Below are 25203 nucleotides of genomic sequence, written 5' to 3' on the forward strand. Positions count from 1 at the left end.
TTCCCAAGGATAGTGTGCGAAGGGTACACATTTTGCTTAACCCCTTGCGTACAAGGGTAATGGCCTTTTGAGCCAATTCATGAGTTATCGACAAGGATAGTCAGGTCATGTTCCAAAACAGGAAGATACTCGCCGTCATCCCGGCCAGAGGCGGCTCTAAAGGGGTCCCCCGCAAGAATATTCGACCAGTGGCGGACAAGCCTCTGCTGGCCTGGACCGCCGAGGAAGCGCGCAAATCACGCTTTATCGACCGATTAATTCTCTCTTCCGACGACCTCCAGATCATAGATGCCGGGAAATCGATGGGACTTGATGCACCTTTTGTCAGACCGCGCAGATTGGGTTTGGACCATATTACCAGTGAACAAGTCGTGCATGACATTCTGCAACGGATGTCCGGATACGATTACGTGCTGGTCCTTCAACCCACGACCCCTCTGCGATCGGTAGAGGACATCGACGGCTGCATCCGCCTGTGTATCGAACGTTCCAGCAAGACCTGTGTTACCGTGACCCAATGCGAGCATACGCCTTACTGGATGTACAATCTTGACGAAAGCGACACCATCTCTCCCCTGATTCAATCAGAGTATTTAACTAAACGGCGGCAGGAAATTCCCCCTGTGTATATGCCAAACGGGGCTGTCTTCATGGCTGAAACATCCCATTTCCTGAAAACACAAAGCTTTCACACCAAGCAGACGCTGGCCTACGTGATGCCTCGCAGCCGCTCCCTTGACATCGACACCGAAGATGACCTGATCATGGCAGATCTGCTACTGCGGCGACGAGCCGAATACAGACCAGAAGCTACTCCGAAGGCGGTAACCACATGATACCTTTCCACAGGCAAGCGGAGCTTTTTGCGAGCTTCGTCAACCGGAGCCTGCCCTCCATCCTTGCCCAGCATCCTCAGGGAGAAAAAATCGGCGTGGTCATTACCCGCTGGAGTTGCAATACCGTTCCCTGGTTCAATCTCGCCCTGGCCCTGATGCTACGCGCCGCCGGGACCGATGTCGTTCTGATCTATGACGACATGACAGAAAACATTATCCCGGGCGATCACCATCACGAAAGCGCCCTGCTCAACGCCATCCTCACCCAACTGTCATTCATGCCTCTGGTCCACCTGTCCGAGATGTCCAATGTTGAGGCAAGCCAGAGCGACCTGGATTTTTTGCAGGACAACGCCAAACTCAATGCCTTCTACATCAACCGCACAACGGTCCCCACGGCAAAAGTTCTGGAGACTCAGGCTCGTATTTTCCAAGATTTTCTCGAGGTCATGCCCAAAATCAAAGGTGTCTTCAATACCGTTCCCATGCAGGCAGTAGTCATTCCCGGTGGCCTGGCAGGTCACTCCGGCCTCTTTATCAGGGCAGGCAAATCCTGTGGAGTCCGCACCAGCACCTACGATTCAGGGCCAAACGAATTCCTCATGGGCGCAAATGATGTTGCCGGATATCTCAGGGATATTCCGAGTTTGGTCAAAGCTGTTGACGATTTCCCACGATTTGAAAAGGCCTTGAAACTGTCCGAGCAGGAATTCAGCAACAGACTCGCCCGCAAGGATGACCGCCAGTTCCAACCCGTAACATTCGATGAGGATTCGACGGACAGACAATTCGATGCCCTCATACCGCTTAACGTGGAATGCGACACCGCCTCGCTTTTGCCCCGCTCGGACTTTTCCGGACTCTGGGATTGGCTAAACAATACCATCGAATTCATTCTCAAAGAAGGCGGCAAGGTCGCCGTACGTGAGCACCCGAGCATCTACAACCACAGCGGCCTTCTGAGTGAAAAACTCGTTGAGCAATTCTCCGGAAATCCGCGTTTCCATTTCTTCAGGCGAACCGATCCGGTCAATACCTACCGTCTGGTGGCCGACTCAAAATTCGTGCTGCCATACGCCTCTACAGTGGGCGTCGAAACAGCAATGATGGGCAAGACCACACTGGTCGAAAGCCCCGTCTACTACTCGGAGTTGGCCTTTGTTACCAAAGCCCGGTCTGCTGATGACTATTTCCGGCTGATCAGAGAATTCCGACAATCCGCACCTCCCACCAACGCGGACCAGCAACGAGAGGCCAAGATTTGCTTCTACTACCTGTACTACTGCAATTATCTAAGAACTAAATTCACCCCTATACCCGAGAATTTCGAGGAGTGGATCAACTCCTCCATCGACGCGCTTGCCTCGCAGGATGAGCTGCAGATGATCATCAAGGCATATCGGGAAGGGATTCCCCTGGCCAAGCTGAACTCCAAACGACAATTCAATCTGGACTAACCATGAGATCCGATATGCCATCAAAATCCACGGGCGGAGCACCAAAGCCGGCAGACGGGCTACTCCCTCATTTTTTTCTGACCGGTCCACGACATAGCGGCACTACATTGGTCTCGTCGATCCTGTGTGAGGATCCAAAGCTGTTCACCATCGTGGACAGCCTCGTTCATCCGCTGTTTCTCCGCCTCAATGAAAAAATGCGCAGGCTCAAGGACAATCGGTTTGCAGAAATCCACACCGTTTCCTCCTTCACCGAGCCCGTCAGCCTGGATCAGGCCAAATGGTACCTTTCCATCCTCACCGATGCTTATTTTTCGGTGGGTACCAATGAAACCCTCATCAAAAATATGAGCCGCTATTCCATTTATGGAAATATGCTCGATTTTGAAGCCATTCTTCAGGCTGCCCGTCAAGGTACGAATTGGAAGGAATTTTTTGGCATCATTCTGAACCAGTTGATTCCAGAGGAAAAAAACAGAAACAAGCTTGAAATGGTTGGGGAAAAAATGCCAGCCAACATCAAACACCTCAATCTGCTCAGCCGCGAGTATCCAGACAGAAAATTCATCGTTCTCGTCCGTCATCCCCTGGATAATGTCGCCTCGATCTATGCCAGACTCCTGCACGCTCAAAAAACCCTTCCCAAAGAGCGCGAAAACAACCGAATTTCTGCCGTCCTGATTGAGAGCCTTGAAACCTATCTTGAATATGCCAACAAGCTTCTTGATCCGTTGCTCAAATCTGACCAATTCCTGATTCTTCGATTCGAGGATTTTCTGGATGCCCCGGACCAGTACATCCAATGCATCCATCACTTCCTCGGGCTTTCCTCTCCGCAAAGGTTCAAGGGCCAATTCAATCCCTTTCTAATGGAGGAATTCGTCGGGCACAGCATTGATAAGGACAGGAGCACCAGCAAACGGAAATTCTTCACAGAGGCGGAGACACAAATTGTCGTCCCCAACATCAAACACATTGCCAGATTCTATTCGAGAATATCAACTCGGCCAGCAATGAAGACGGCATAAGGAAGGGGGATCAGAAATGTGGGATGCTGGTTGGGAAAAATTATTCCAATCTCGAGACTGGGGCAAATACCCGGACATTGAGGTCGTAAGATTCGTCGCCAGAAACTATTTCTCGGCTGACTGCAGATCTGCAGTCAATATTCTCGAGATAGGGTGTGGGACAGGCGCCAACCTCTGGTTTATCGCCCGCGAGGGATTCACAACCCATGGCCGAGACGGAAGCTCATCGGCCATCAACAAGTTACGCCATCGCCTGGAGGGGCAAAGCCTTGATGCCAAACTGACTGTGGGCGATGTGAACTCACTGCCCTATCCTGATGCCTCAATGGACGCCGTTATCGACTGTGAATGCCTTTATGCGAATAGCATGGAGGACTCCAAGGCCATTGTCGCTGAAATCACTCGCGTTCTGAAACCTAGCGGAAAGCTATTTTCCATGACTTTCGGCACCGATACGCACGGCAACGGCATGGGAGAATCCATCCCGGGCGAACCCAACACCTACTCCAGCCTCAGCGCAGGAGCCATTCGCAATGACTGCGGCGTTGTGCGCTTTTCTTCCAGGGGAGACCTTGATAGCCTTTATGGTTCCCAGCTCACCATACAAAGCGTCGATTATGTCATACGCAGCGTCAATGGTGGGCCGGAAGTCATCCAGGAATGGGTTGTCGTCGCCCAGAAACCCTTTGGAGCCTGATCCATGTCCCACTCCGCCCAACGGAAAATTCTTGCCATTATCCCCGCGAGGAAGGGTTCCAAAGGACTGCCTGGAAAAAACATCATAAATTTCGAGGGTAAACCCCTCATTGCCTGGGCCATAGAGTCGGCTCTGGAGTCCGGCGTAGTGGATAAAATCATCTGCTCCACCGACGGAAACGACATCCGTGACATCGCTCTCCAGCACGGGGCCGAGGTGCCATTCCTGCGCCCTGACAATCTGGCCACCTGCGAGGCCAACGTTCTCGGCGCCGTCCAGTACACCTTGGCGGAGCTAGACAAATCGGGATACAGGCCGGATATCACCGTTCTTCTCCAGCCCACATCGCCATTGAGAACGGGCACCCACGTTCGAGAAGCCCTGAACCTACTGCACGATGAAGAATGCGACTCCGTGATTTCGCTCTGTGAATCTTCCGACCCCCCATACTGGATGAGAACCATCGAAAACGACCGGGTGAAACCATTCATCGACCATGAAGGACAATACTACCAGCGCCAGAAACTACCGAAAACATACACGGTCAACGGTGCCATTTATGCCTCGTTTACATCTGTCATCACGCAGGGCGCCCTGATTGGCGAAAACACGCGCCCCTACCTGATGACACAGGAAGACTCCATTGATATTGACACGGAGTTGGATTTGCGTCTTGCCCGGTGCATTGCCCAAGCAAAGAAGGGTAAATAGAGCCATGTCGCACAACGAACATCTACCCACCACAGAAGCGCCAAACCCATTGAACACGCCACTCTTTACGGAGCGTGTTGAATTTCTCAAATCTTCTCAATGGTGGAACAAGGAACAACTTGATCAGTTCCAGTTGAAACAGCTTCAGCACCAGCTGTGGTTCGTTAGCAGTCATGTCCCTCACTACCGGGAGCTATTCCGATCGCTGGGCTTCTCCTGGCAGGACGCGGATAGCCTTTCCGTCCTCAAGCAACTGCCGTTGCTCACCAAACAGGAAATGCAGGAGAACCCCAAGCGCTTCATCCCTGACTACATGAAGGCGGACCGCCTCTATCATCGATCCACTGGCGGCAGCACCGGCATGCCTTTGACCATTTTCATGGACCTTGACCACCTGTCACGGGACAAGGCCAATACACAGTACTACATGAGCACAATGGATCTGGATATTTTCCACTTCAGATCCATCCGCCTCTATGGCGACCGTGTGCCAGAAGAGCAATTGAGCAAGGGACACTTTTGGCATCAGGCCAATGATCGAATGCTTACCATGTCCTGCTATCACTTCTCCAAGGAGACAAGCCCGCTTTTTGTCGATAAGATCAATGCCTACAGCCCAGATTACATTCACACCCGCCCATCGGCAATCCTGCCTCTTGCATCCTACATCCTTGAGCTTGGCCTGACTGTTTCCGCCAAGCTGGTCAGCATTTTTGCCGACGGTGAGTACCTGACCCTAGGCCAGCGCAAAGTGATCGAATCGGCATTCAAGACCAGACTCTATAACGTCTATGGTCATACAGAGGGATGCGTCTTTGGCCATGCCTGCAAGGACTCGGACAACCTCCACTTCCCTCCACAAGTTGGCATTCTCGAGCTGATTGACGATGAGGGACACACGGTTTCGCGAGAAGGCGGACGCGGAGAGATGGTCACCACGGGCTTCAACAACAAAATGTTCCCCATGGTCAGGTACCGCACAGGTGATATCGGTGTGCTCACGAACAAGCAATGCACCTGCGGGCGCCACTACCCCATGTTGAAAGCCGTGGAGGGACGTTTTCAGGATTATGTCGTGGACAAACACGAGCGTCTTGTCCCTTTGGCTCCAGCAGTTTTCAACTATAACGACTTCGATTGGCGGGGCATCGCCGAATTTCAAGTCCACCAGACCAGGGCGGGACATCTGGTGTTCAAGGTTCACCGGGATCAAGACTGTGCCGAAAGCGTCGAAGCCATGACTCAACGCCTCAAAACCGACCTTTTTCCTATTTTTGGAAAAACTTTCGAGATGGACGTCACCTATGTGGACGGCATCTCCCGCTCAGCCATTGGCAAACTTCGTTATCTGGAGCAGAATTTGGATATCCAAAAATTTTCTCGCACTTTCAGCGGAGTATAAATGGCCAGCAAAGTATGCGTCTTTACCGGTTCAAGGTCAGACTTCGACCGCCTGTACTGGATTTGTCTGGAAATCCAGAAGACAGAAGGCCTTGAGCTACAGCTCATTGCGGGAAACATGCACCTCTCGCCCGAATATGGCCTGACCATCAATGCCATTCGTGAGACTGGCCTCCATGTTGATGCCGAAGTGGACATGCTTGTGTCCTCCGCCACATCGGTGGGGACGGCCAAAACTGTCGGGTTGGGAACCCTGTCCCTCGCAGAGACATTCAACCGGCTTCAGCCGGATATCATTCTTGTACTGGGCGACCGTTTCGAGCTGCTTTCCGTGGCTTCGGCCTGTACCTGCATGACGATTCCCATGGCTCATATCGGCGGTGGTCAGACAACCGAAGGCGCCATGGATGAACAAATCCGACACATGGTCACCAAAGCCTCGCATCTGCATTTTGTCGCCAACGAAATGTTTGGGCAACGCCTGAAAAACATGGGAGAAGAGGTTTGGAGAGTCTTCATCACGGGCAGCCCATCCATTGACAGCCTCATGCGCACACCAAAGATAACGACAGAGGATCTGAGCAAAGAACTGGGGTTGGATCTTGCGCGTCCCACGGCGCTCGTAGCCTATCATCCCGCCACGCTCGACCCACTCAATCTAGAGGCGCATACGAACCAATTTATCGAAGCCCTCAGCCAATTCGAGGGGCAACTCGTCCTGACCTATCCCAACGGCGACCCGGGGAGCGAATACATCATCAAATCTTTCCAGAAACTGGACGCAGCCCATGGAGACAGAAGTGTTCTCATCCCCACACTGGGCATAACCCGCTTCGTCAGTGCCCTGCTCCATGTAGACTTCATGATCGGCAATTCCTCAAGCGCCCTGATTGAGGCGCCAACGTTCAATCTGCCCGCAGTCAATGTCGGAGACCGACAAAAAGGCAGACTGGCCTCTTCCAATGTCATTTCTTGCGCACAGGACAGCGCCTCAATCCTCCGGGCCATGCAAGAAGCCATGGCTCTCGGAAAATCACCCTGCGGCAAACCCTATGGAGACGGCAAAGCATCCCCGTCAATTGTCTCCGCGCTGAAATCGACACTTGAGAAACGAACAAGACAACAGTTATTGACCAAAAAGTTCTCAATTCCCGGAGAAGATAAATAATGTTCGATTCAGATAAAGTTTTTGTCATAGCTGAAGCCGGCGTCAACCATGATGGAGACCTCTCCAAAGCTCTTCAGCTTGTTGATGTCGCAGCAGATTCCGGGGCCGACGCCGTTAAATTCCAGACCTTCCTGCCTGGAGAATGCACTGGCAGGCACGCCTTCAAGACTGACTACATGAAGGCAGGCTGCCCTGAAGACGAATCCCGATACGAACTTTCCTGCCGCCTTGCCCTGCCCTTTGAGTCCTTCGTCACCCTGAAACAACGGTGCGAGGAGAAAGGCCTGCTCTTTCTCTCCACTCCAGACGGCAACAAAAGTCTTAATTTCCTGGTCGACAAACTCCACGTTCCAGCCATAAAAATCGCTTCCACGGAAGTCACGAATATCCCCTTCCTGCAGAGCATCGCGTCCCAAAAACTACCTATCATTTTCTCCACGGGGCTAAGCACCCTTGGCGAGGTGGAAGCCGGGCTCAGTGCCATGAGAGGAATGACCAAGGCCCCCATCGTGGTGCTTCACTGCACCACCGAGTACCCGGCCCCATTCGACGAAATAAATCTGCGAGCCATGCAGACCATGGCCAGAGCCTTCCAAGTCCCCGTCGGATTTTCGGATCATTCCATTGGCAGCGCTGCAGCCATTGCCGCCGTTGCCCTGGGAGCCAAGGTCATTGAGAAACATTTTACACTGAGTCGCGCAGGTGGCGGTCCGGATCATCAGGCTTCGATGGAGCCAGATGAGCTCAAAACCTACATCTCTTCCATCCGCTGCACCGAGCTCCTTCTTGGGAACGGCATCAAACAGCCTACAGCAGCCGAGGAACGCAACAGGCAAAGTGTCAGACGCAGTGTCGTGGCGGCCCATACAATCCCAAAAGGCCATTCCCTGACCAGAGAAATGCTGACCTGCAAGCGACCAGGCACAGGTATTTCCCCAGCCCACATCGATACACTTGTTGGATTCACTCTCAATCGCGAGCTGCAACCCGACGAAGTTCTCACTTGGGAGGATATTCGCAAGTGAGTGAAGCGGGAGTCCTGGTACCCACACAGCATAAACAATGGATGAAGGCCCTTCAGGATTGCAGGGCGGGGTTGTGCGGGCATATCTACTACTATCCCGACTATGTCGCTCTGTATGCCAAGGCAAAGACCAGTGGTCATGCCTTTGTGTATCGAGAAGGCACAGATGTCTTCTTCATGCCCTATCTGCTGCAACCCATTCCTGCAGGCTATCATGATTCGCCGGCCTATTGCCTCGAAACTGCCTATGGATATGGGGGACTACTCGCCAGTGTTGATGAACCGGCCTTCCACATGCGAGCATGGGAAGCTCTCCGCAAGGTAGCCAAAGCCCAAGGGATCGTTGCTGGCTTCATCAGATACGATCCGGCATTCGACAACGCATCCTACCCGGTACCAACGTTTGTCTCAAAGGTCTTCGAGCGACAGGTTGTCCTACTCCAAGTTCCCAACAACGAAACAGAGTTGATCCAAGGATACCGATCATCAACACGGAACAAGGTACGCAAGGCAATGCGTTCAAGACTTGTAGTACAGCAAGTGGACACCGAGCTTGGCAGGCAGGTCCTGCAGCAACTCTACAGCGCTTCCATGGCCCATCTCAAGGCGGATAGCTTCTATCGATTCGACGGCGAATATTTTCAATCCCTGTTTACCAGCCTCAAGAAACACCATCGAATCTTTCTCGCCAGGCATGACGACAATATCGTCGGAGCCATGCTGACGATCAATTCAGAGGGCTTCTCTTCAATCCACCTCTCTGCGACTAATGCTGAGGGGAAAAAACTGGGAGCAGCAAACCTTCTGCGCCATGAATTTTTCGTTTCATGCCTCAAAAATGGTGTAAAAACAGTCAATTGTGGTGGAGGCTTAACGAACAGCACCAAGGATCCATTGCTGAAATTCAAGGCCGGTTTTTCAAGAGCCACAGGAGAATTTCACACGGGGCGGATTATCTTTGATCCGGCAAGCTATCAATCCATCAGCCAGGAATGGTTCGTCCAAAACCCTTCCCTGGCCTTAAGCCATGGTCAACGGCATCTGCATTTTCTCTATCAATAGCTGAACCCTTACCTCAAATAAATACCAACCTAGTCAGCCAGCAGCCCCGGACCACTGGGCAGACACAGCAGCCGTGCTTCCAGATTCTGGGCGCAGTCCAGGTTCATACGCGGGCAGTCCTGATACATGGGCAGCGTCGGGAGCAGATTCCATACTGGTCGGAGCATGTAACCAGCATCGGCACAGCTACCGATAATTTTATTCCGAAGCGCCCGGACCGAGCTCAGGGTGTCCCCTGATGCCCTGTTCAGAAGTACGGCATTCAGCCAGTAGTTCGACTCTGAAAACTCCGGCTCCACATAGCATTCAAGGCCCTCGATTTCTCCGAAAGCCCGACAATATCGTTCAGCCAATCGTCGCTTGTTGTTCACGAACTGTTCCAGCGATTCCATCTGCCCGCAGCCAAGGGCTGCATTGATGTTTGGCATACGATAATTGAATCCCACTTGGTCGTGTTCGTATTTCCAGGCATGGGGCAACTTGGCCGTGGTAGTCAGATGCCTGGCCCGTCGGGCCAACTCAGCATCCTCGGTCAGGATGGCTCCCCCGCCGCCCGTGGTGATAATCTTGTTGCCATTGAAACTCAGCGTCCCCAACAGACCCAGACGGCCTGTATGGCGCCCCTTGTAGAACGTCCCCAAGGATTCGGCAGCATCCTCGACAATGGGGATTCCATAGCTCCCGCAGACCTCAAGCAGGAGGTCCATGTCGACGGAATGCCCGAACACGTGCACCGGGACAACCGCCGCGATGCGCCGCTGCGTCTCGCTGTTGAAGGGCTGTCCGTCACGCATCTCCACAACGGCTTCCAGGTGCTTGCCCAGCCGGAGCGGATCAAGGCCCAGGGTCAACCGATCCGAATCTGCAAAATGTGGAACCGAGCCACAATAGGAAACGGCGTTGGCTGTGGCCACGAAGGTCAGTGCAGGAAGAATCACCTCATCACCCGGTCCGACGCCCGCCAGCACCAATGCCGCATGCAAAGCAGCGGTGCCATTCACGACGGCCACGGCATGGGGCGCTCCCGTATACTCCTCGATCAGACGTTCAAAACGATCGACATACTGACCGACGGAAGACACGAAGGTGGAATCCAGACAATCCTGCAGATAGGCCTTCTCCTTGCCGGGGAAAAACGGCGCGTGCAGAGGCACCTGCGTCTGTGCATCGCCAAGAACGGACTTCAAGACACGAACAAAATCGCGCGCGATCTCAGCCTCAGACATTATAAATATCCGCCTTGTACAGGCCAAGATTTTCCGGTGCCGCAATCCAACGGGCCGTCAGGTCCAGCCCATGCCTGAATCCCTCAAGACCGACATAACGAGGTTGCCACCCTGTCAAACGACGCATTTTCTCATTGTTGGAAAGCAACCGTTCAACCTCGCTTTTTTCCGGTCGAATACGCTGCTCATCCCTGACAATCTCGAGGTCCTTTTCCAAGACTTCACCAATCAGCCGAGCGGTGTCTCCTATGGAGTGCTCAAAACCAGTGCCCAAATTCACGACCTCGCCAAGACAGGCCGGGGACTGTGCAGCGGCAACGAACCCTTCGACAGTGTCCTCGACAAACGTGAAATCCCGAGTGGGAGATAAGGCCCCCAAACTGATCCTGCGCATGCCTGAGAGCACCTGTGAAATGACTGTGGGAATCACGGCCCGAGCCGATTGGCGCGGCCCGAATGTATTGAACGGACGGACCACTGCGACCGGGGTTTCAAATGACCGGAAGAAGGACAAAGCCATCTGATCCGCACCAATCTTGGTTGCCGAATACGGCGACTGCCCCTGCAGGGGGTGCTCTTCATCAATGGGAACCGACTGCGCCGTTCCGTACACTTCGCTTGTGGATGTATGAATCATCAACCCAACACCGAGATCACGCACGGCCTGAAGGACGTTCAGGGTCCCCGTAATATTGGTATCCACATAGGTGTCGGGAGAATGGTATGAATAGGGGATAGCAATGAGCGCGGCCAAATGGAACACCGCATCACACCCCTTGCAGGCCTCACGCACTCCGTTGGGGTCACGGATATCGCCGGAGAATATCTCCATCGAATCCTTGATATCCTTGGGTAAACGATCAAGCCACCCGTATGAATTCATGGAGTTGTAGTGAACAAAGGCACGCACTTGGCACCCCATGCGAGCAAGATGCTCAGCAAGGTGTGAACCGATGAATCCACCTGCCCCGGTAACCAAAACCTTCCATCCTTCAATCTTCATCTTTGCTCGCCGTTCCGCTTGAAAAAGACTATCACCACTGTGGACTGGACACCCTCAAACTCCAACCGATCCCTGTTCGGAAAGGACGATGGGAGACCAAATCAAGCATTATCAATAATAGCGGAAGGCTACTGTATGCCTCCAAATTAATCAAAGCATTTTGCCACCGGTCACGGTTGCATCCGTCACGGAACCACCACGATATGAACATGTCTGAAACAGTGGACACGCATGATCTGCCGTTCCCCTAAACCGCACATCGACCCCAATAAAAAAAGCCGCGAGTCTCCCCGCGGCCTTCACAACTATCTATCGAAATCACGCGTTAGCGCATGATGGTCTGCTTGCGGTCCGGACCCACCGAAGCGATGGACACGGGCACGCCCAGCACCTCTTCGATGCGGGCCACGTAATTCTTCACGGCCTCGGGCATGGCGTCCCAGGTCTCGATGCCGCTGATATCTTCGCTCCAACCGGGCAAAGTCTCGTACACAGGCTCCACAAAGGCCAGACCATTCTCCTCCAGGGGAGGATAGTCAATGGCGCCGTCGCGGTACCTGTAGGAGGTACACAGCTTCAACTCGGCCAGGCCGCCCAGCACGTCCAGCTTGGTCAGGGCAATACCAGTGGGGCCATTCAGACGCACGGATTCGCGCAGGATGACCAGGTCCAGCCAACCACAGCGGCGCGTACGGCCGGTGGTGGCACCGAATTCGGCACCCACGCTCTGCATGTGGCGTCCGGCCTCATCCTCCAGCTCGGTGGGGAAAGGACCAGCACCCACGCGAGTGGTGTAGGCCTTGACCACGGCCACGATGCTGTCCAGCGTATTGGGCGCGCAGCCGCTACCGCTGGCCGCATTGCCGGATACGGTATTGGAAGAGGTCACAAAGGGATAAGTCCCGTGGTCGATGTCCAGGTGCGTTCCCTGAGCGCCTTCGAACAACACACTCTTGCCGGAAGCCATGGTCTCGCCGGTGATGCCCGCCACGTCGCCCAGATAGGCCTGCAAGCGCTCGGCTGCGGGGCGAATCTCGTCGAACACGGCCTGCACGGTCAGCGGCTCGGCGCCATACAGCTTTTCGAAAAGAGTGTTCTTCTCGACCAGGGCGCGTTCGATCTTGGCTTTCAGCAGATCGAGATCTGCCAGGTCACCGGCTCGAACACCCACGCGGGCCATCTTGTCCTCATAACAGGGACCGATGCCACGCCCGGTGGTGCCAATCTTGTCGGCCTTGGATTTGAAGGCTTCGCGAGCCGAATCCAGAAGTCTGTGATAGGGCATGATGACGTGTGTCTTCTTGCTCACCACCAGGCGTCCGGGGCTGACATTGATGCCTTTGGCGGCTAATTTATCGATCTCTTCAAGAAAAACAACAGGGTCGAGAACTACACCGTTTCCGATGCAACACTGCTTGTTACCGTGCAGAATTCCTGAAGGAATCAGATGCAGAATAACCTGCTCGCCATCCACCACCAATGTATGACCGGCATTGTTGCCACCTTGGAAACGGACGATGATATCCGCCTGTTCCGTCAGTATATCAACAATCTTGCCCTTTCCCTCGTCGCCCCATTGGGCACCCATGACGACGGTATTTGACATTTCGCTCTCCTTCTGTAAGGAACATCGTTCCAAATTGAGCCCGCCGCTCAAACGCGCGGCAAAAGGCATCCTTATCTAAAAAACGGTTCCGGCAAAGTCAATAATCTTTTACCGAGCTCTTTGGCCCGGGTCTTGCTTTGCCCCACACATGACAATGGAAACTATTCTGAAAAAATACGCAAAACCCTGGGAGCTGGTCGTTCTGACCGTCTCCCTGCTGGTGCTGGTCGAACTGGTCTTCGTCATGCAATTGCAGGCAGGCCACTTTGCCGGTGACCCCGTGCTGCGCGTTGCCGCTCCCGAGAATGAGTGGCTTGCTGGCGAACTGACCCCCCACGGCATCGGCTTCGAAAAAGAGCTGCTTGATAAATTCTGTAACCAGAACAATCTGCGCTGGACCTGGATTCGAACCAAAAACTGGGCCGAGGCCTGGGAACAGGTTCGCAAGGGCCGCGCCGATATCGTCATCGGCCTGGGCACCGAGCCTCCGACATCCCTGGAAGTCAAGGTCACCGCAGGCCCGTCCTATGCCCGCACCCGCCCGGTGCTGGTGCATAACAACAAGCGCCTGGGCGTCAGCAAGGACTGCGACATCTTTGATCGCCCCGTGCTGGTCACGGCCGATACCGGCATGACCGACAGCCTGCGCCAGAAAGCCGATGAACTGGACTGCACCTCACGCACCGTCTCCAGCGCCGACATGAGCATGACCCCGCTGCTGGACACCCTGAGCCGCAATCAGGCGCGCTTTGCCCTGGTGGACGAACGTCGCTTCGCCCTCTGGCAGCCCTTCTATCGCAAGATCAAGGCCGCCAAGACCCTGGACAGGGAACTGGACTACCGCTGGTACTGGAGCGAACGCTCCTCCATCCTTGCCGGGTCCCTGCAGCACTTCTGGACGGAGATTCAGGCCAATGGCCAGTTGGCAAACCTCTATGACAAATATTTCGGTTTCCTGCCTGAAGAGACCGATTATTTCGAACTCTATCACCTGATCAAGACCGTGGAAGAAAAGCTGCCCCGCTACCGCAAGGCCATCCTGAAGGCCGCGGAACGCACAGGGGTGGACCCGCTGCTGCTGGTGGCGGTCATCTATCAGGAGTCCCGCTTCGAGTCCGCTGCCCGGTCCAAGACCGGTGTGCGCGGGCTGATGCAGATCACCACAGCCACGGCCAGGACCCTGGGCGTGAACCGCATGGACCCCTTCGAGAGCATCAGCGGCGGCAGCCGTTATCTCCAACGCCTGTACAACGGGCTGGACGACATGGGGCTGGATACGGACACTCGCTGGCTGTTCGCCCTGGCAAGCTACAACCGTGGCCCCGGGCACCTGCGCGACGCCACCGACCTTGCCAAACGCCTGGGTGGCACTGGCAAGTCATGGCGCGAGTTGAAAACGGTGTTCCCCAAGCTGTGCTACGAGCGTTATTACAAGGACTCCAGATACGGCTACACCAAGGGCTATGAAGTGGTGCACTACGTGGAGCGCATCCGCTACTACCATTATATCCTACACGGACTCGTCATCCTCTCGCGACCGGAAGCGCAGGAGCTTACCGCGCTTGTCAGCGCCTCCAGCGGCTCCGTTCTCTGATTCCGGTTCCGGCCGTTTCTCGAACGGTGATTTCGATCCTATAATCGGCATCTGGTCCGGCAGGTCTTCGGGGCTGCTGGACTGTTTCCAATGGTAGTTGAAGAGCTGATTCTTCCAACGGATGGACTGTATGAGGCCAAAGGTGACCACGGCCTCTTCCCAACGCTTGGTGGGCTCGAAATTCTGCACGATGGCGGCGTACTTTTCCCACATGGACGTCAGGGACGCCTCGTCGAACGCCATCAATTGGCGGGCCAGTTTTTCTAGCGCCTTCTCCACAGTATCCTCTCAGAAATATGGTGTTGTTGCGTCTTGGGTCCGGGGCCAAGTTTGGCACATGGGGCTTGATTGCCCCCCGGACAGCGGTATGGTATCAGCACTTTCCCGGCACGTAAATCGACGAGGAGACCCGCCATGAGCGACTTAAAGAAAATGTACAAGACCCTGCTGCATGATCCCTTTCCCGGAGAACTTTCCCTGCGCATCGGTGATCAGGAGCTGACTTTCAAGAAACGCACCTGGACCATCGACGGCGAAGAAAAGGGCATCAGATACGGCGAAAACCCGGACCAGCCAGCCGCTTTATTCGAACTCACAGGCGGCGGCCTGACCCTTGAAGGGGTTGAGTTCCGCGGCCCGGGCCAGGGTCTGGTCTCCTCGCTGACCGAAGAAAACATGCTCCAGGCCGGCAAGCACCCCGGCAAGATCAATCTGACCGATGTGGACAATGGGCTGAACATGCTCCAGTACCTGACGGCCAAACCCGCCGCCATCATCCTGAAGCACAACAATCCCAGTGGCGCCGCCTGGACCGACGAAGGCGTAGCCGTGGCCCTGGAACGGGCCTGGAAAGCCGACCGCATCGCGGCCTTTGGTGGCACCGTGGTGGTCAACCGCCCCATCGACGACGCCACAGCCGAGATCATCAACTCCTCCTATTTTGAAGTGGTGGCAGCCCCGGCCTTTGAAGGCAGCAGCCTGGAGACCCTGAAGAAACGCAAGAACCTGCGTATTCTCCAGATTCCCGGACTGGCCGAGTTGGACACCCTGGTGGGCCAGCCCTTCCTGGATATCAAGTCCTTGTCCGACGGCGGCATGGTGCTTCAGCTTTCGTTCCGCAACCGCATCCTGTCCGTGGACGACTTCATCCCGGCAGCGGCCCAGAAAGACGGCTCCGATTTCGTAGCGCGCCAGCCCACGGCTCAGGAAGCCGAGGATCTGCTGTTTGCGTGGGCCATCGAGGCGGGCGTGACGTCCAACTCCGTCATCTTCGTGCGGGACGGAGCTACCGTGGCCATCGGCACCGGCGAGCAGGACCGCGTGGGTTGCGCCGAACTGACCATCCACAAATGCTACACCAAATATTCCGATATTCTGTGCTTCGACGAACTGGGCATTTCCATCTATGAATTGCAGTTGAAGGCCAAGGCCGACGACGAGGCCGCAGCCAAGCTGGCAGACATCCAGAAACGCACCGAAGAGGCGCGTGGCGGCCTGCCGGGTACCGTACTGGTCTCCGACGGCTTCTTCCCCTTCCGCGACGGGGTGGACGTGGTCGTGGCTCAGGGTGTGACCGCCATTGCCCAGCCCGGCGGCTCCATCCGCGACTGGGAGGTCATCACCGCTGTCAACGAGGCTCAGCCTCAGGTGGCCATGGTCTTCACGGGCCAGCGTTCATTCAAGCACTAGCCAACCACCGGCGGGGCCGGACAGACACTATTCCAGCCCTTCCGGCCGCCCGTCGGCAGGAAGGGCTTTCTCTCGACTTTGCAGGCTGCTACACTGGCGGCCAGAACGCCGGGCTCCAGATTCCCGGCAAAGGGCAGGCAACTCATCCATGAGTACCCTCGTGCGTTATCCGGGTCCGGGCTGCATTGTGGAATTCCTCCACGGCAACAAGCCCAATGTAGCCTGGGTCCTTGAAGAACAGTCCGGGCGCTTGCGCGTCCTGACCATCAACCGGCGGGAAATGAAACTCCCGGCCGGACGCATCCTGCCGTGGCCCGGGCCGGCACACCCGGCAGAGGCTTCGCGCGAGGAGATCGCGCATATCCTCGAGGACCACGAGTCCCGGCGCGAGGAACTGGCCTCACAAGTGGACCCCGAGGAAATCTGGGAACTGGCTCAGGGCGATGTGGACCGCGCCTCCATCACCTGGTTCACGGGCCTGACCTGGAACGAGCCCGATGCCGACCACATCGCAGCCATGGGCCGCCGCATGCTGGAGCAGAAGACCCACTTCAAATTCCACCCCCCCGAATTCGAAGTCTATCCCGCTCAAAAGGTGGAGAGCCGCCGCGTGGAGGAAGAGACCCGGCGTCAGCGCGAACACATTGTCACCGCCGCCCAGCAGTTTTTCCACGCCCTGTGGGAAGCCCGCAGTAAGGGCCGCAGTGCCCCCGAACCGCCCGAAGGCATGGCGGAGACTCTGCATGCCATCCTCATTGCTGCCATGGCCGACACCTCCGGTTCCCCGGAACTGACCATCTGGAACACTGTACGCAAGGGCCTGCCCGACCTGCCACAGTTGCCCATGTTCCTGGGCCAGACCTGGGGCGTGATTCCCGAACATTTCAATATGCAGCTGTTGCAGGAAGGCTACGATTGGGGCGATGACTGGGCCCGTGAATTCGACGCCGAGATGGATGAATTGGAAAAAGGGCTGGCCGCACTAGCTCAGGAGCCAGAAGAGACTCCCTTTATCAGCATCGACTCGGCCTCCACCCACGATATCGACGACGCCTTTCACGTGCAATCCGGCCCGGACAACGGCTACCGCCTGCAAGTGGCCCTGGCCTGCCCGGCCCTGGGCTGGGAGTTCGGCTCCCCTCTGGACCGCGCCGTGCGCGAACGCGCAAGCTCCGTGTACCTGCCCGAGGGTGCCAGCCACATGATGCCCGAACGCTACGGCATCGGCCTGTTCAGTCTCTATCAGCAGCAGCCCAAGCCCGCGCTGGTGCTGGACTGCAACCTGGATGAGAACGGCAACATGCTTTCCATGGAGCCACGCTGCACCTGGGTGCGCATCGAACAGAATTCTACCTATCAGGCCATGGAAGAGGCCCTGGACACACCGGACTGTGACCCTTGCCTGACCCTTGCGGCCGAATTGGGGGCCAAGCTCAGACAGCGTCGCATCGACAATGGCGCCGTGGTCGTGGACAGGCCTGACCCCACTATCACCCTGGAAGGCGAGGGGGCAGAGACCCGCGTCTTGATCGAGGACTCTCCCCGCTACGACAGGGCTCAGGCCACGGTCAGCGAATTCATGATCCTGGCCAACTCCAGCATCGGCCAGTGGGCTGCGGACAGGGGCATCCCCATGCTCTTCCGCACTCAGGACATCACCCTGCCCGGTGATGCCGCCGGAGTCTGGGACACGCCCGAGGATGCCCATCGCATCGTGCGCATGATGGCTCCCACGACCCAGGAGTTGACCCCGCGCCTGCACGCCACCATCGGAGCCAAGGCCTATGCCCCGCTGACCTCGCCCATCCGGCGCTATGCGGACCTGATGAACCTGACCCAGGTGCTGCACGCCCTGGAGCACGACGATACCCCCCGCTGGGACCGCGAGGAACTGCTGCTCATGCTGCCGCACATCACTGCCCGCACCGAGGCCGCAGGACGCATCCAGCGTTTCCGACCCCGCTACTGGAAGCTGGTGCACTTCAAACAGCGCAAGAAGGAGATGTTCTCCACCACCGTGGTGGAAGACGGACAGCTGGTGATTCTGGCCATGCCCAAGGAGCAGATGTACGTGCGCTGCCCGCGCAACCTGCTGGGCGACAAGATCTACCCAGGCCAGCGCTTTGCCGTGCGCCTGAACAAGGTCAACCCACTGACCAACGAAATCCGGGTCGTGGAAGCACTGGAAGAATAAGCGGGCAAACGCTAGAGCACCCGCAGCCCAAAGTTGCGCAGCAATCCCGTGGCTGTTAGATCAGGTACCAGCAGCAACGGCGCCGGCAAAGGCTATTCAAAAACAAGCGAAGCACACCTAATTCATTAGATTTTATACGCTTAATATACTAATCACCGCTCCCGCATTGCGAAAAGCAAACTCGTCACAAGGCTGTTCAAAAACGGTTGGATGCGAGGCGCGAGGAGGAATCAAAGCCGACGTGTATCAAGAGCATCCACAAGGATTTGATTTCTACGATGAAACAAAGCAGACGGCTGATTTTCAACAGCCTGAGAGAGAAGGAGATGTCACATGGCTTCACTAGCTTGGCTCGCAATGGCCTACCTTCTGGGTGCGGTGCCCTTCGGATTGGTGGTCGGCAAGATTTTTTGCGGCATTGACCCGCGCACCGCCGGCAGCAAAAACACCGGTGCCACCAACGTGGCCCGGCTGTGCGGCTTCAAATACGGCGTACTGGCCCTGGTTCTGGATCTGGCCAAGGGCTTCATTCCCACAGCCATTGCCCTGACCTTTTCCGACTCCTCGCTGTTCCTGTCCCTGACCGGACTGGCGGCCATTCTGGGCCACTGTTACTCGGTGTTCCTGTACGGCAAGGGCGGCAAGGCCGTGGCCACCACCGTGGGTGTCTTCCTGGCCCTGGCCCCGATTTCCGCCATCATTGCGGCGGCATTGTGCATCGCAGTCATTGCCAAGTCGGGCTATGTCTCCCTGGGGTCCCTGACCCTGGTCACCGCCCTGCCCATCCTGATGCTCGTGACCGGCAATATCACCTACTGCCTGATGGCGCTGGTGGTCATGGCCCTTGTCTTCTGGCGGCACCGCGAGAACATCGAGCGACTGGCCAGGGGCGAGGAAAAATCATTCCTCAAAAATAAATATACCGACGGCTGATCACACTCAGGGCAGCCCCAAAGCACGCGATGGCGACGTTGCTGCGAAAAAAGCCAAACCCTCATGTACCATTCTGTACACTTCGGGCTTGGCTTTTTCTTGCGTCTGGCCCTCGCACACTTTGGAACTGCCCGAGGAAAACCATCTCATTTGTCATCACTTCAAATAAAAAGACACCTCACCTCATGGCTGTTCAAATGACGTCAGATGTTAGGCGCAAAAACCCGGCAAGCTCGACGGCCTCAGACCGTCGGCGAGTCTTCGAGACTTACGGGATGAGAGAGCAGCGCTGTATCTGAACATACGTGAGAGTTTGCCGGGTTTGAAGCATACCTAGGGCATAAGGTCTTGTAAGCTCGCAGCTCGCTAACAATTCACTTAACGCAGCAGATGGCGTGATTTCAACAGCCGCCTCCGGCTACCCCACATCAACTCCGGGGAAGGCTCGAACACAAATGGCATCAGCCAACTCACGCAGGGATTTGCGATTCAATGCGCAGATCGACACCGCTTCGGGGTACTGGTTGCGCAACAGCTCGCGCTGCCCGGCGTCCAGTCTGTCCCATTTGTTGAGCACCAGCAGACGCGGAATCTCATGCAGTTTCATGTCCAGGAGGATGTCGTCCACGGCCTTGATGTGAGTCTCCAACTCGGGATGCCCGGCATCGGCCACCTGAATCAGCAGGTCCGCTACTTCCAGCTCCTCCAGAGTTGCGCGAAAGGCTTCCTTCAACTCATCTGGCAATTGGCGGATGAACCCCACGGTGTCTGTGAGGATCAACTCGCGTTCCAGAGGGAAGCGCAGGCGGCGGGTGGTGGGGTCCAGGGTGGCAAAGAGCTTGTTCTCGGCCAGGACCTTGGATTCGGTCAGGGTATTGAGCAGTGTGGACTTGCCCGCGTTGGTATAGCCCACCAGCGCAGCCACGGGCAGACCTGCCTTGGCCCGACGCAGGCGCGTGGCCTTGCGACGCTTGCGCAAGTCGCCCAGCTCTTTCTTGATGCGAGTGATGCGCTCACGCACACGGCGGCGGTCGGTCTCCAGCTTGGTCTCACCCGGTCCGCGGCCACCAATGCCACCCATCAGGCGCGACAAGGCACGTCCGGTGCCCGCCAGGCGCGGCAGTGTGTATTGCAGCTGGGCCATCTCCACTTGCAGCTTGCCTGAGCGCGTGGTGGCGTGCTGGGCAAAGATGTCCAGAATCAGCTGGGTCCGGTCCAGAATCTTGCGCTCGGTGATATTGGCCAGGTTGCGCATCTGCGAGGGAGTCAGCTCCTGGTCGAACAGAATCACACCCGCGTTTTCCTGGAGGGCACGCACCTCCAGCTCCGCCAGCTTGCCTTTGCCCATGATGGTCTTGGGGTTGGTCTTGCGCACGCGCTGGATCACGGTGCCACCGTTTTCCAACCCAGCGGTCTTGGCCAATTCAGCCAATTCCTCCACGGAGATTTCCTGCAACTCCCGGGAAGTCGTATCCACGCTGACCAGAATCGCCCGTTCGGTCTCGCCCATGGCCGCGCCATCGGCCGCCAGAGTGGTGCCCACACGGGCCAGCTCCTCTTCCAGAGCCTCGACCTGAGCCGCAAAGTCCACGTCCACCCGATGCCAGGGCACCGGACCTGTAATATCGTATAATCCCCCATCCGGATTCGGGGGCAGCAGATGCGCGTAATAGACGTTCCCGGGCTGACCAAAACCGTCCACGGTCAGAGCCATGATCCCGTCCAGGCGCAAAAAGACCATGTCCATCAGGTCTTCCTGGGACAGGGCTTCGTCGGACAAGTGGGTGTGCAGCAGCCTGAGGCCGCGCAAACGACCTGCAAAGCGACGCGTACGAGTCAACTCGGGAATATAGATACCGCGCGCGTCACCCACCATGACCATGTCGGGCTTGCCCTTGCGATCGATGAGCAGGCCGATCTGACGGCCCATGCCAGCCGAAAGCATACCCAACTCGCGCGCCTGCTCGCTCGCCATGCCGCCATGGGTCGGGTACTGGCGGTTGTAGAGCCGCGAGAGCTGTTTCATCTGGCTGGGTTTCAGGCCCTGGGTGTTGCCCTGTACTTTGTTTGCTATGGGGTGCTCCTTTAGCTGGGGCGTTGAAAATTCCTCGTTGGGTTCGTTGCTACGACAAAATCAACCTCTCACATATGAATTCTATATGCATCGAGCTTGATTTTGTCTTGCTACTGGCCCTCGGATTTTTTGATCGCATTCCGATGCGCCAGGCTCTCAAAAAGGCAAGAACACCGATCACCTCTAGCTTTAAGCACCCTATTACGTGAGGCAATACCGGAGGCAACTCAAAAGTTATATTTCGATCAAGTGAGTCTGAACCGGAAGCCGTTCAAAAACCACGCGGGCCAGGCACCAGAAGTTTTCAAACTCGATGCATAGTCGACCTATGTGAGAGATTGAAAACTTCGCAGCAACACAGCCCGCGGGGGAATTTCAACGGATTCCTACGCGTTTTTACTGCCCAAGTAGCTGGTAATCATCGCGTCATATTCCGAGGTCTTGGCAAACGTCTCGCAGGCCATGTCCTTGCGCAGGGGCAGGGAGACCTTCATGTCGTTGGCCTTCAGATCGTCGATGATGCGGTCGTAGTGCTCGACGCCGGGTGCCACAAGGATGGAGTGGAAGTTCTTGGCTGCGGCGCGCAGCATGGTGGGGCCGCCGATATCGATCTGCTCCACGGCGGCCTTCAGGTCCAGGCCCTGGGAGGCGGCACGAGCGAAATCGTAGAGATTGACGCAGATCAGATCGAAAGGCGCCAAGCCCAATTCGGACAGGGTGTCCATGTGCTCGGGGTTGTCCTTGTCGGCCAGAACGCCGGCATGGATATGGGGATGGAGGGTCTTGACCCTGCCATTCATGATTTCAGGAAAACCGGTCACGTCGCTGACAGAAGCCACGGGCAAGCCCGCATCAAGCAGCATTTTCCGGGTTCCGCCGGTGGAAAAGAGTTCAACCCCGTTTTCTGTCAGAAAACGGGCGAAGTCCTCCAACCCGGTCTTGTCGGTCACGCTCAGGATGGCGCGCCGAATGGGCAGAAGATCCATGCATTCACCTCGCTGTGTTTTCCGAGGTGATGCCAAATATGTGCGTGACTGGCAAGGAGCGAGCGCACTGCTCCACCTCATCCTGGTACTTGGCACCCCAGCCCCAGCAGCTCTTGTTGAGGCTGGGGAACCAAGCAGGGGAGGGGAGATTATCGTCACTCAGTCTGATCCGGGGCATAAGGGAGGGAACCCAACACCACCCCGGAAGGACCGTTATGACCTGATGTGCTCCAGAAGTTCCTTCGCGGACTCATTGTCCGGGTCGGTCTCCAGGATGCGCTCCAGATGCCCTCGTGCTTCATCGGGCTTGCCGACACAGCTCAGGCACCCCGCCAGCGAATAGCGGACATCATGCTTCAGGGGATCGATGGCGAGGTAATTCTCCATATGGGGAATCACTTCCTCGATGCGACCCAGCACATGACCCAGCTGAACCAGCATGAAAATGCTGATCATGTTTTCGGGGTTCTGATCCAGGGCCTGGGAAAAATGATCAAAGGCCTCGTTCTGACGATTGGTTTCCATCTCCACGAGGGCCATACCGGCCAGAGCCTTATCGCTCTGCTCGATTTCTGCGGCCTTCTTGTACAGCTCGTAAGCCCTTTCAAGCTCACCCTGCTGAACGGCGATGGTGGCCAACCCCAGATAGGGATCGGGATGGATGCCGTTGGACTGCACTGCCTTGTCGTAATACTCGACGGCTTTGTCCAAATCACCCATGAAGAGATAACACTCTCCAAGTTCCTTGTTGATTTCGTAATCAAGATGGCTACTCATGACATTCCCCTCCACTTTGGGAATCATCGGGTAATCGGTCCTCGGTGCACATCCTATTGCATCAACCGAGCCGACTACTCATCCTGACGCGACAGCGCCATACGCCAAGCTTTAGCAAACCCCGTGCCACAATGATCAGCCGCCGCCCCGCAATATAAGGAACGCGCGTTTACACTAGAGTGGGCGGGAACTTATCGCCGCCTCACGCCACAGGCAGACATCGTCAATCTTATATCGGCCGGAAAATCATGCCCAGCAACTCACGCATAGTCCCCTGACACCGTCCTCGTCTTTACACACCCTCATCCACCCCTCCCCCCTCCTCGGCTACTCCAAATAAATCTCGTTAAATCAGCTAGATGCAGCGTTTGGCACAAGGGTTGCTCAGATGCTTGCGATCCGAACGACGATTTGCACCAGGAAAAGCTTGCCCAGGAAGGGCGCGTCGTCCGGGAACCTAGGAGGGACGGGCATGAAAAGCCTTTTTGGAACTCATATTCAGTTAACGGGCAAAGTCCTGGACATGCGGCTCATGCGTCAAAATGTCGTCATGAGCAATCTGGCCAACATCACTACGCCCAACTACAAGGCGCAACGGCTGACCTTCGAAGAAGATCTGCAGTCCGCCTTGAACCTGGATGCGCGCGGCAAGATGAGCCGCACCGCAGGCGCTCACGTTCCCTCTGTATTTTCCAGTGACTCCTTCGGAGCGGACTTGGAAAAGGGCTTCAAGCATCGCGTCATTCACGGACAGGACAACGTCGATCTCGACAAGGAAATGTCCGTCATGGCCAAGAACACCTTGATGTACAACGCCCTGACCACTGTCCTCAAAAAGAACTTCGAAGGACTCACGACCCTTATTTCGGAGGCGAGTAAGTAATGGACTTCCTGACAGCACTCGACATCGGTTCATCGGCCCTGTCCGCAGAACGGACAAATCTGAATATCATTTCCATGAACCTGGCCAACGCCAAGACCACCCGCACCGCCGAAGGCGGACCGTATCAACGGCGCGGCGTGATCAAGGCCACCACCGACGTGGACGCCCGATTCTCCAGGGTCATGCAGGATCATCTGACTCGCGAACTGAAGGGCGTGCGCATTCTGGGCATCTCCCGCGATTCCGAGCGCATGAAGCAGGTCTTCGAACCCGGTCATCCCGATGCCAACAAGGACGGCTACGTGACCTACCCGGACATCAACGTGGTGGAGGAGATGACCAACATGCTCACCACCACCCGCTCCTACGAGGCCAGCGTGGCCTCCATCTCATCCGTCAAGGGAATGTGGAACAAGGCCCTGGAACTGGGAAGATAAGTACGAGCTTAAGGGAGAATAATCATGGCTATCAATAATATCGCAATGAATGCTTACCGCAGCGCCATCGAGTCCGGAAAGGTCCACCAGCGTGGTGCCGATTCCCTGACCAAGATCGGGAAGCAAGGCACCTCCGGGCACATGCGTGTCGGCAGCGGCAACAGCTTCGAGAAGACCGTCTCCGAGTCTCTGAAGAAGGTCAACGACCTGCAGACCGAAAAGACCAGCATGATCGAAGCCTTCGCCTCGGGCGAGAAGCAGAACGTGCATGAGCTGATGATCTCGCTGCAAAAGGCTGGGCTGGCCATGAAGATGACAAGCGCCGTGCGCAACAAGGTCATGGACGCCTACAGAGAACTCTCGAAGATGTCGTTCTAGCCCAGAGAACGTAGTCCCAACTTCAAGTACAACGACCAG

23 protein-coding genes are annotated in these 25203 nt (G+C 56.1%); 16 read left to right on the top strand and 7 right to left on the bottom strand.

What is annotated here, in order from left to right; all coding sequences use genetic code 11:
- Positions 1–107 precede the first annotated feature (107 nt).
- Genes EL361_RS12935 through EL361_RS12975 form a run of 9 tightly spaced genes read left to right on the top strand, consistent with a single transcriptional unit; the run spans position 108 to position 9384 of the window.
- Positions 108–836: an acylneuraminate cytidylyltransferase family protein gene (locus tag EL361_RS12935; RefSeq protein ID WP_126380192.1), complete on the top strand. Its 729-nt coding sequence runs from the start codon at positions 108–110 to the stop codon at positions 834–836.
- Positions 833–2293, top strand: a complete 1461-nt coding sequence (locus tag EL361_RS12940; RefSeq protein WP_126380194.1) for a hypothetical protein — start codon at positions 833–835, stop codon at positions 2291–2293. The genes EL361_RS12935 and EL361_RS12940 overlap by 4 nt, the downstream gene beginning before the upstream one ends.
- 14 nt (positions 2294–2307) lie before the next feature.
- The gene (locus tag EL361_RS17385) at positions 2308–3321 is read left to right on the top strand and encodes a sulfotransferase family protein (protein WP_172961750.1); all 1014 of its coding nucleotides are present in this window, start codon (positions 2308–2310) and stop codon (positions 3319–3321) included.
- A gap of 16 nt (positions 3322–3337) precedes the next feature.
- The gene (locus EL361_RS12950) at positions 3338–4018 is read left to right on the top strand and encodes a class I SAM-dependent methyltransferase (protein WP_126380198.1); all 681 of its coding nucleotides are present in this window, start codon (positions 3338–3340) and stop codon (positions 4016–4018) included.
- A gap of 3 nt (positions 4019–4021) precedes the next feature.
- A complete protein-coding gene (locus tag EL361_RS12955) occupies positions 4022–4729 on the top strand; it encodes an acylneuraminate cytidylyltransferase family protein (RefSeq protein ID WP_126380200.1) in 708 nt (235 codons plus the stop codon).
- 4 nt (positions 4730–4733) lie between these two features.
- On the top strand, positions 4734–6131 hold the full coding sequence (locus tag EL361_RS12960) for a phenylacetate--CoA ligase family protein (protein ID WP_126380201.1): 1398 nt from the start codon (positions 4734–4736) through the stop codon (positions 6129–6131).
- The gene (gene neuC, locus EL361_RS12965; protein WP_126380203.1) at positions 6132–7298 is read left to right on the top strand and encodes a UDP-N-acetylglucosamine 2-epimerase; all 1167 of its coding nucleotides are present in this window, start codon (positions 6132–6134) and stop codon (positions 7296–7298) included.
- Entirely contained in the window at positions 7298–8323 is a 1026-nt protein-coding gene (neuB, locus tag EL361_RS12970) for an N-acetylneuraminate synthase (RefSeq protein WP_126380205.1), read from the top strand. Before neuC ends, neuB begins: the two co-directional genes overlap by 1 nt.
- On the top strand, positions 8320–9384 hold the full coding sequence (locus EL361_RS12975) for a GNAT family N-acetyltransferase (protein ID WP_126380207.1): 1065 nt from the start codon (positions 8320–8322) through the stop codon (positions 9382–9384). Before neuB ends, EL361_RS12975 begins: the two co-directional genes overlap by 4 nt.
- Before the next feature lie 29 nt (positions 9385–9413).
- Here the strand turns inward: EL361_RS12975 and EL361_RS12980 are convergent, their stop codons facing one another.
- The 3 genes from EL361_RS12980 to EL361_RS12990 form a co-directional block, all read right to left on the bottom strand.
- Positions 9414–10610, bottom strand: a complete 1197-nt coding sequence (locus EL361_RS12980) for a LegC family aminotransferase (RefSeq protein WP_126380209.1) — start codon at positions 10608–10610, stop codon at positions 9414–9416.
- Complete coding sequence (locus EL361_RS12985; protein ID WP_126380211.1) at positions 10603–11613, bottom strand: NAD-dependent 4,6-dehydratase LegB; 1011 nt, start codon at positions 11611–11613, stop codon at positions 10603–10605. The genes EL361_RS12980 and EL361_RS12985 overlap by 8 nt, the downstream gene beginning before the upstream one ends.
- A gap of 325 nt (positions 11614–11938) precedes the next feature.
- Positions 11939–13219, bottom strand: a complete 1281-nt coding sequence (locus EL361_RS12990) for an adenylosuccinate synthase (protein ID WP_126380213.1) — start codon at positions 13217–13219, stop codon at positions 11939–11941.
- 154 nt (positions 13220–13373) lie between these two features.
- Here EL361_RS12990 and EL361_RS12995 point away from each other — a divergent pair, with 154 nt between their 5' ends.
- Entirely contained in the window at positions 13374–14813 is a 1440-nt protein-coding gene (locus EL361_RS12995) for an MltF family protein (protein ID WP_172961751.1), read from the top strand.
- Here EL361_RS12995 and EL361_RS13000 read toward each other — a convergent pair.
- Positions 14730–15092: a hypothetical protein gene (locus EL361_RS13000; protein ID WP_232034782.1), complete on the bottom strand. Its 363-nt coding sequence runs from the start codon at positions 15090–15092 to the stop codon at positions 14730–14732. The genes EL361_RS12995 and EL361_RS13000 overlap by 84 nt on opposite strands.
- Positions 15093–15227: 135 nt before the next feature.
- On the opposite strand from EL361_RS13000, the gene EL361_RS13005 reads away from it, so the two are divergent.
- The 3 genes from EL361_RS13005 (at position 15228) to plsY (ending at position 19629) form a co-directional block, all read left to right on the top strand.
- Positions 15228–16502 carry an IMP cyclohydrolase gene (locus EL361_RS13005; RefSeq protein WP_126380217.1) on the top strand — a complete coding sequence of 425 codons (1275 nt, stop codon included), beginning with the start codon at positions 15228–15230 and terminating at the stop codon, positions 16500–16502.
- Between the two features lie 148 nt (positions 16503–16650).
- A complete protein-coding gene (locus EL361_RS13010) occupies positions 16651–18696 on the top strand; it encodes a ribonuclease catalytic domain-containing protein (RefSeq protein WP_126380219.1) in 2046 nt (681 codons plus the stop codon).
- A 333-nt stretch (positions 18697–19029) separates the two neighbouring features.
- Positions 19030–19629, top strand: a complete 600-nt coding sequence (gene plsY, locus EL361_RS13015) for a glycerol-3-phosphate 1-O-acyltransferase PlsY (protein WP_126380221.1) — start codon at positions 19030–19032, stop codon at positions 19627–19629.
- A gap of 418 nt (positions 19630–20047) precedes the next feature.
- Here the strand turns inward: plsY and hflX are convergent, their stop codons facing one another.
- The 3 genes from hflX to EL361_RS13030 all read right to left on the bottom strand — a co-directional run bounded on the left by hflX (position 20048) and on the right by EL361_RS13030 (position 23466).
- On the bottom strand, positions 20048–21655 hold the full coding sequence (hflX, locus tag EL361_RS13020; protein ID WP_126380223.1) for a GTPase HflX: 1608 nt from the start codon (positions 21653–21655) through the stop codon (positions 20048–20050).
- A 434-nt stretch (positions 21656–22089) separates the two neighbouring features.
- Positions 22090–22689 (bottom strand): IMP cyclohydrolase, encoded by a 600-nt coding sequence (locus tag EL361_RS13025; RefSeq protein ID WP_126380225.1) that lies wholly within the window; start codon positions 22687–22689, stop codon positions 22090–22092.
- Between the two features lie 213 nt (positions 22690–22902).
- A complete protein-coding gene (locus EL361_RS13030; protein ID WP_126380227.1) occupies positions 22903–23466 on the bottom strand; it encodes a tetratricopeptide repeat protein in 564 nt (187 codons plus the stop codon).
- Positions 23467–23938: 472 nt separating this feature from the next.
- Here EL361_RS13030 and flgB point away from each other — a divergent pair, with 472 nt between their 5' ends.
- The 3 genes from flgB to fliE are packed head-to-tail and all read left to right on the top strand — an operon-like array spanning position 23939 to position 25164.
- Entirely contained in the window at positions 23939–24349 is a 411-nt protein-coding gene (gene flgB / locus EL361_RS13035; protein WP_126380229.1) for a flagellar basal body rod protein FlgB, read from the top strand.
- Positions 24349–24786, top strand: a complete 438-nt coding sequence (gene flgC / locus EL361_RS13040) for a flagellar basal body rod protein FlgC (RefSeq protein ID WP_126380231.1) — start codon at positions 24349–24351, stop codon at positions 24784–24786. Before flgB ends, flgC begins: the two co-directional genes overlap by 1 nt.
- A gap of 24 nt (positions 24787–24810) precedes the next feature.
- On the top strand, positions 24811–25164 hold the full coding sequence (gene fliE / locus EL361_RS13045) for a flagellar hook-basal body complex protein FliE (protein ID WP_126380233.1): 354 nt from the start codon (positions 24811–24813) through the stop codon (positions 25162–25164).
- Positions 25165–25203 lie beyond the last annotated feature (39 nt).

Origin of the sequence: Desulfovibrio ferrophilus (assembly GCF_003966735.1) — a bacterium.
Lineage (GTDB): Bacteria > Desulfobacterota > Desulfovibrionia > Desulfovibrionales > Desulfovibrionaceae > Desulfovibrio_Q > Desulfovibrio_Q ferrophilus.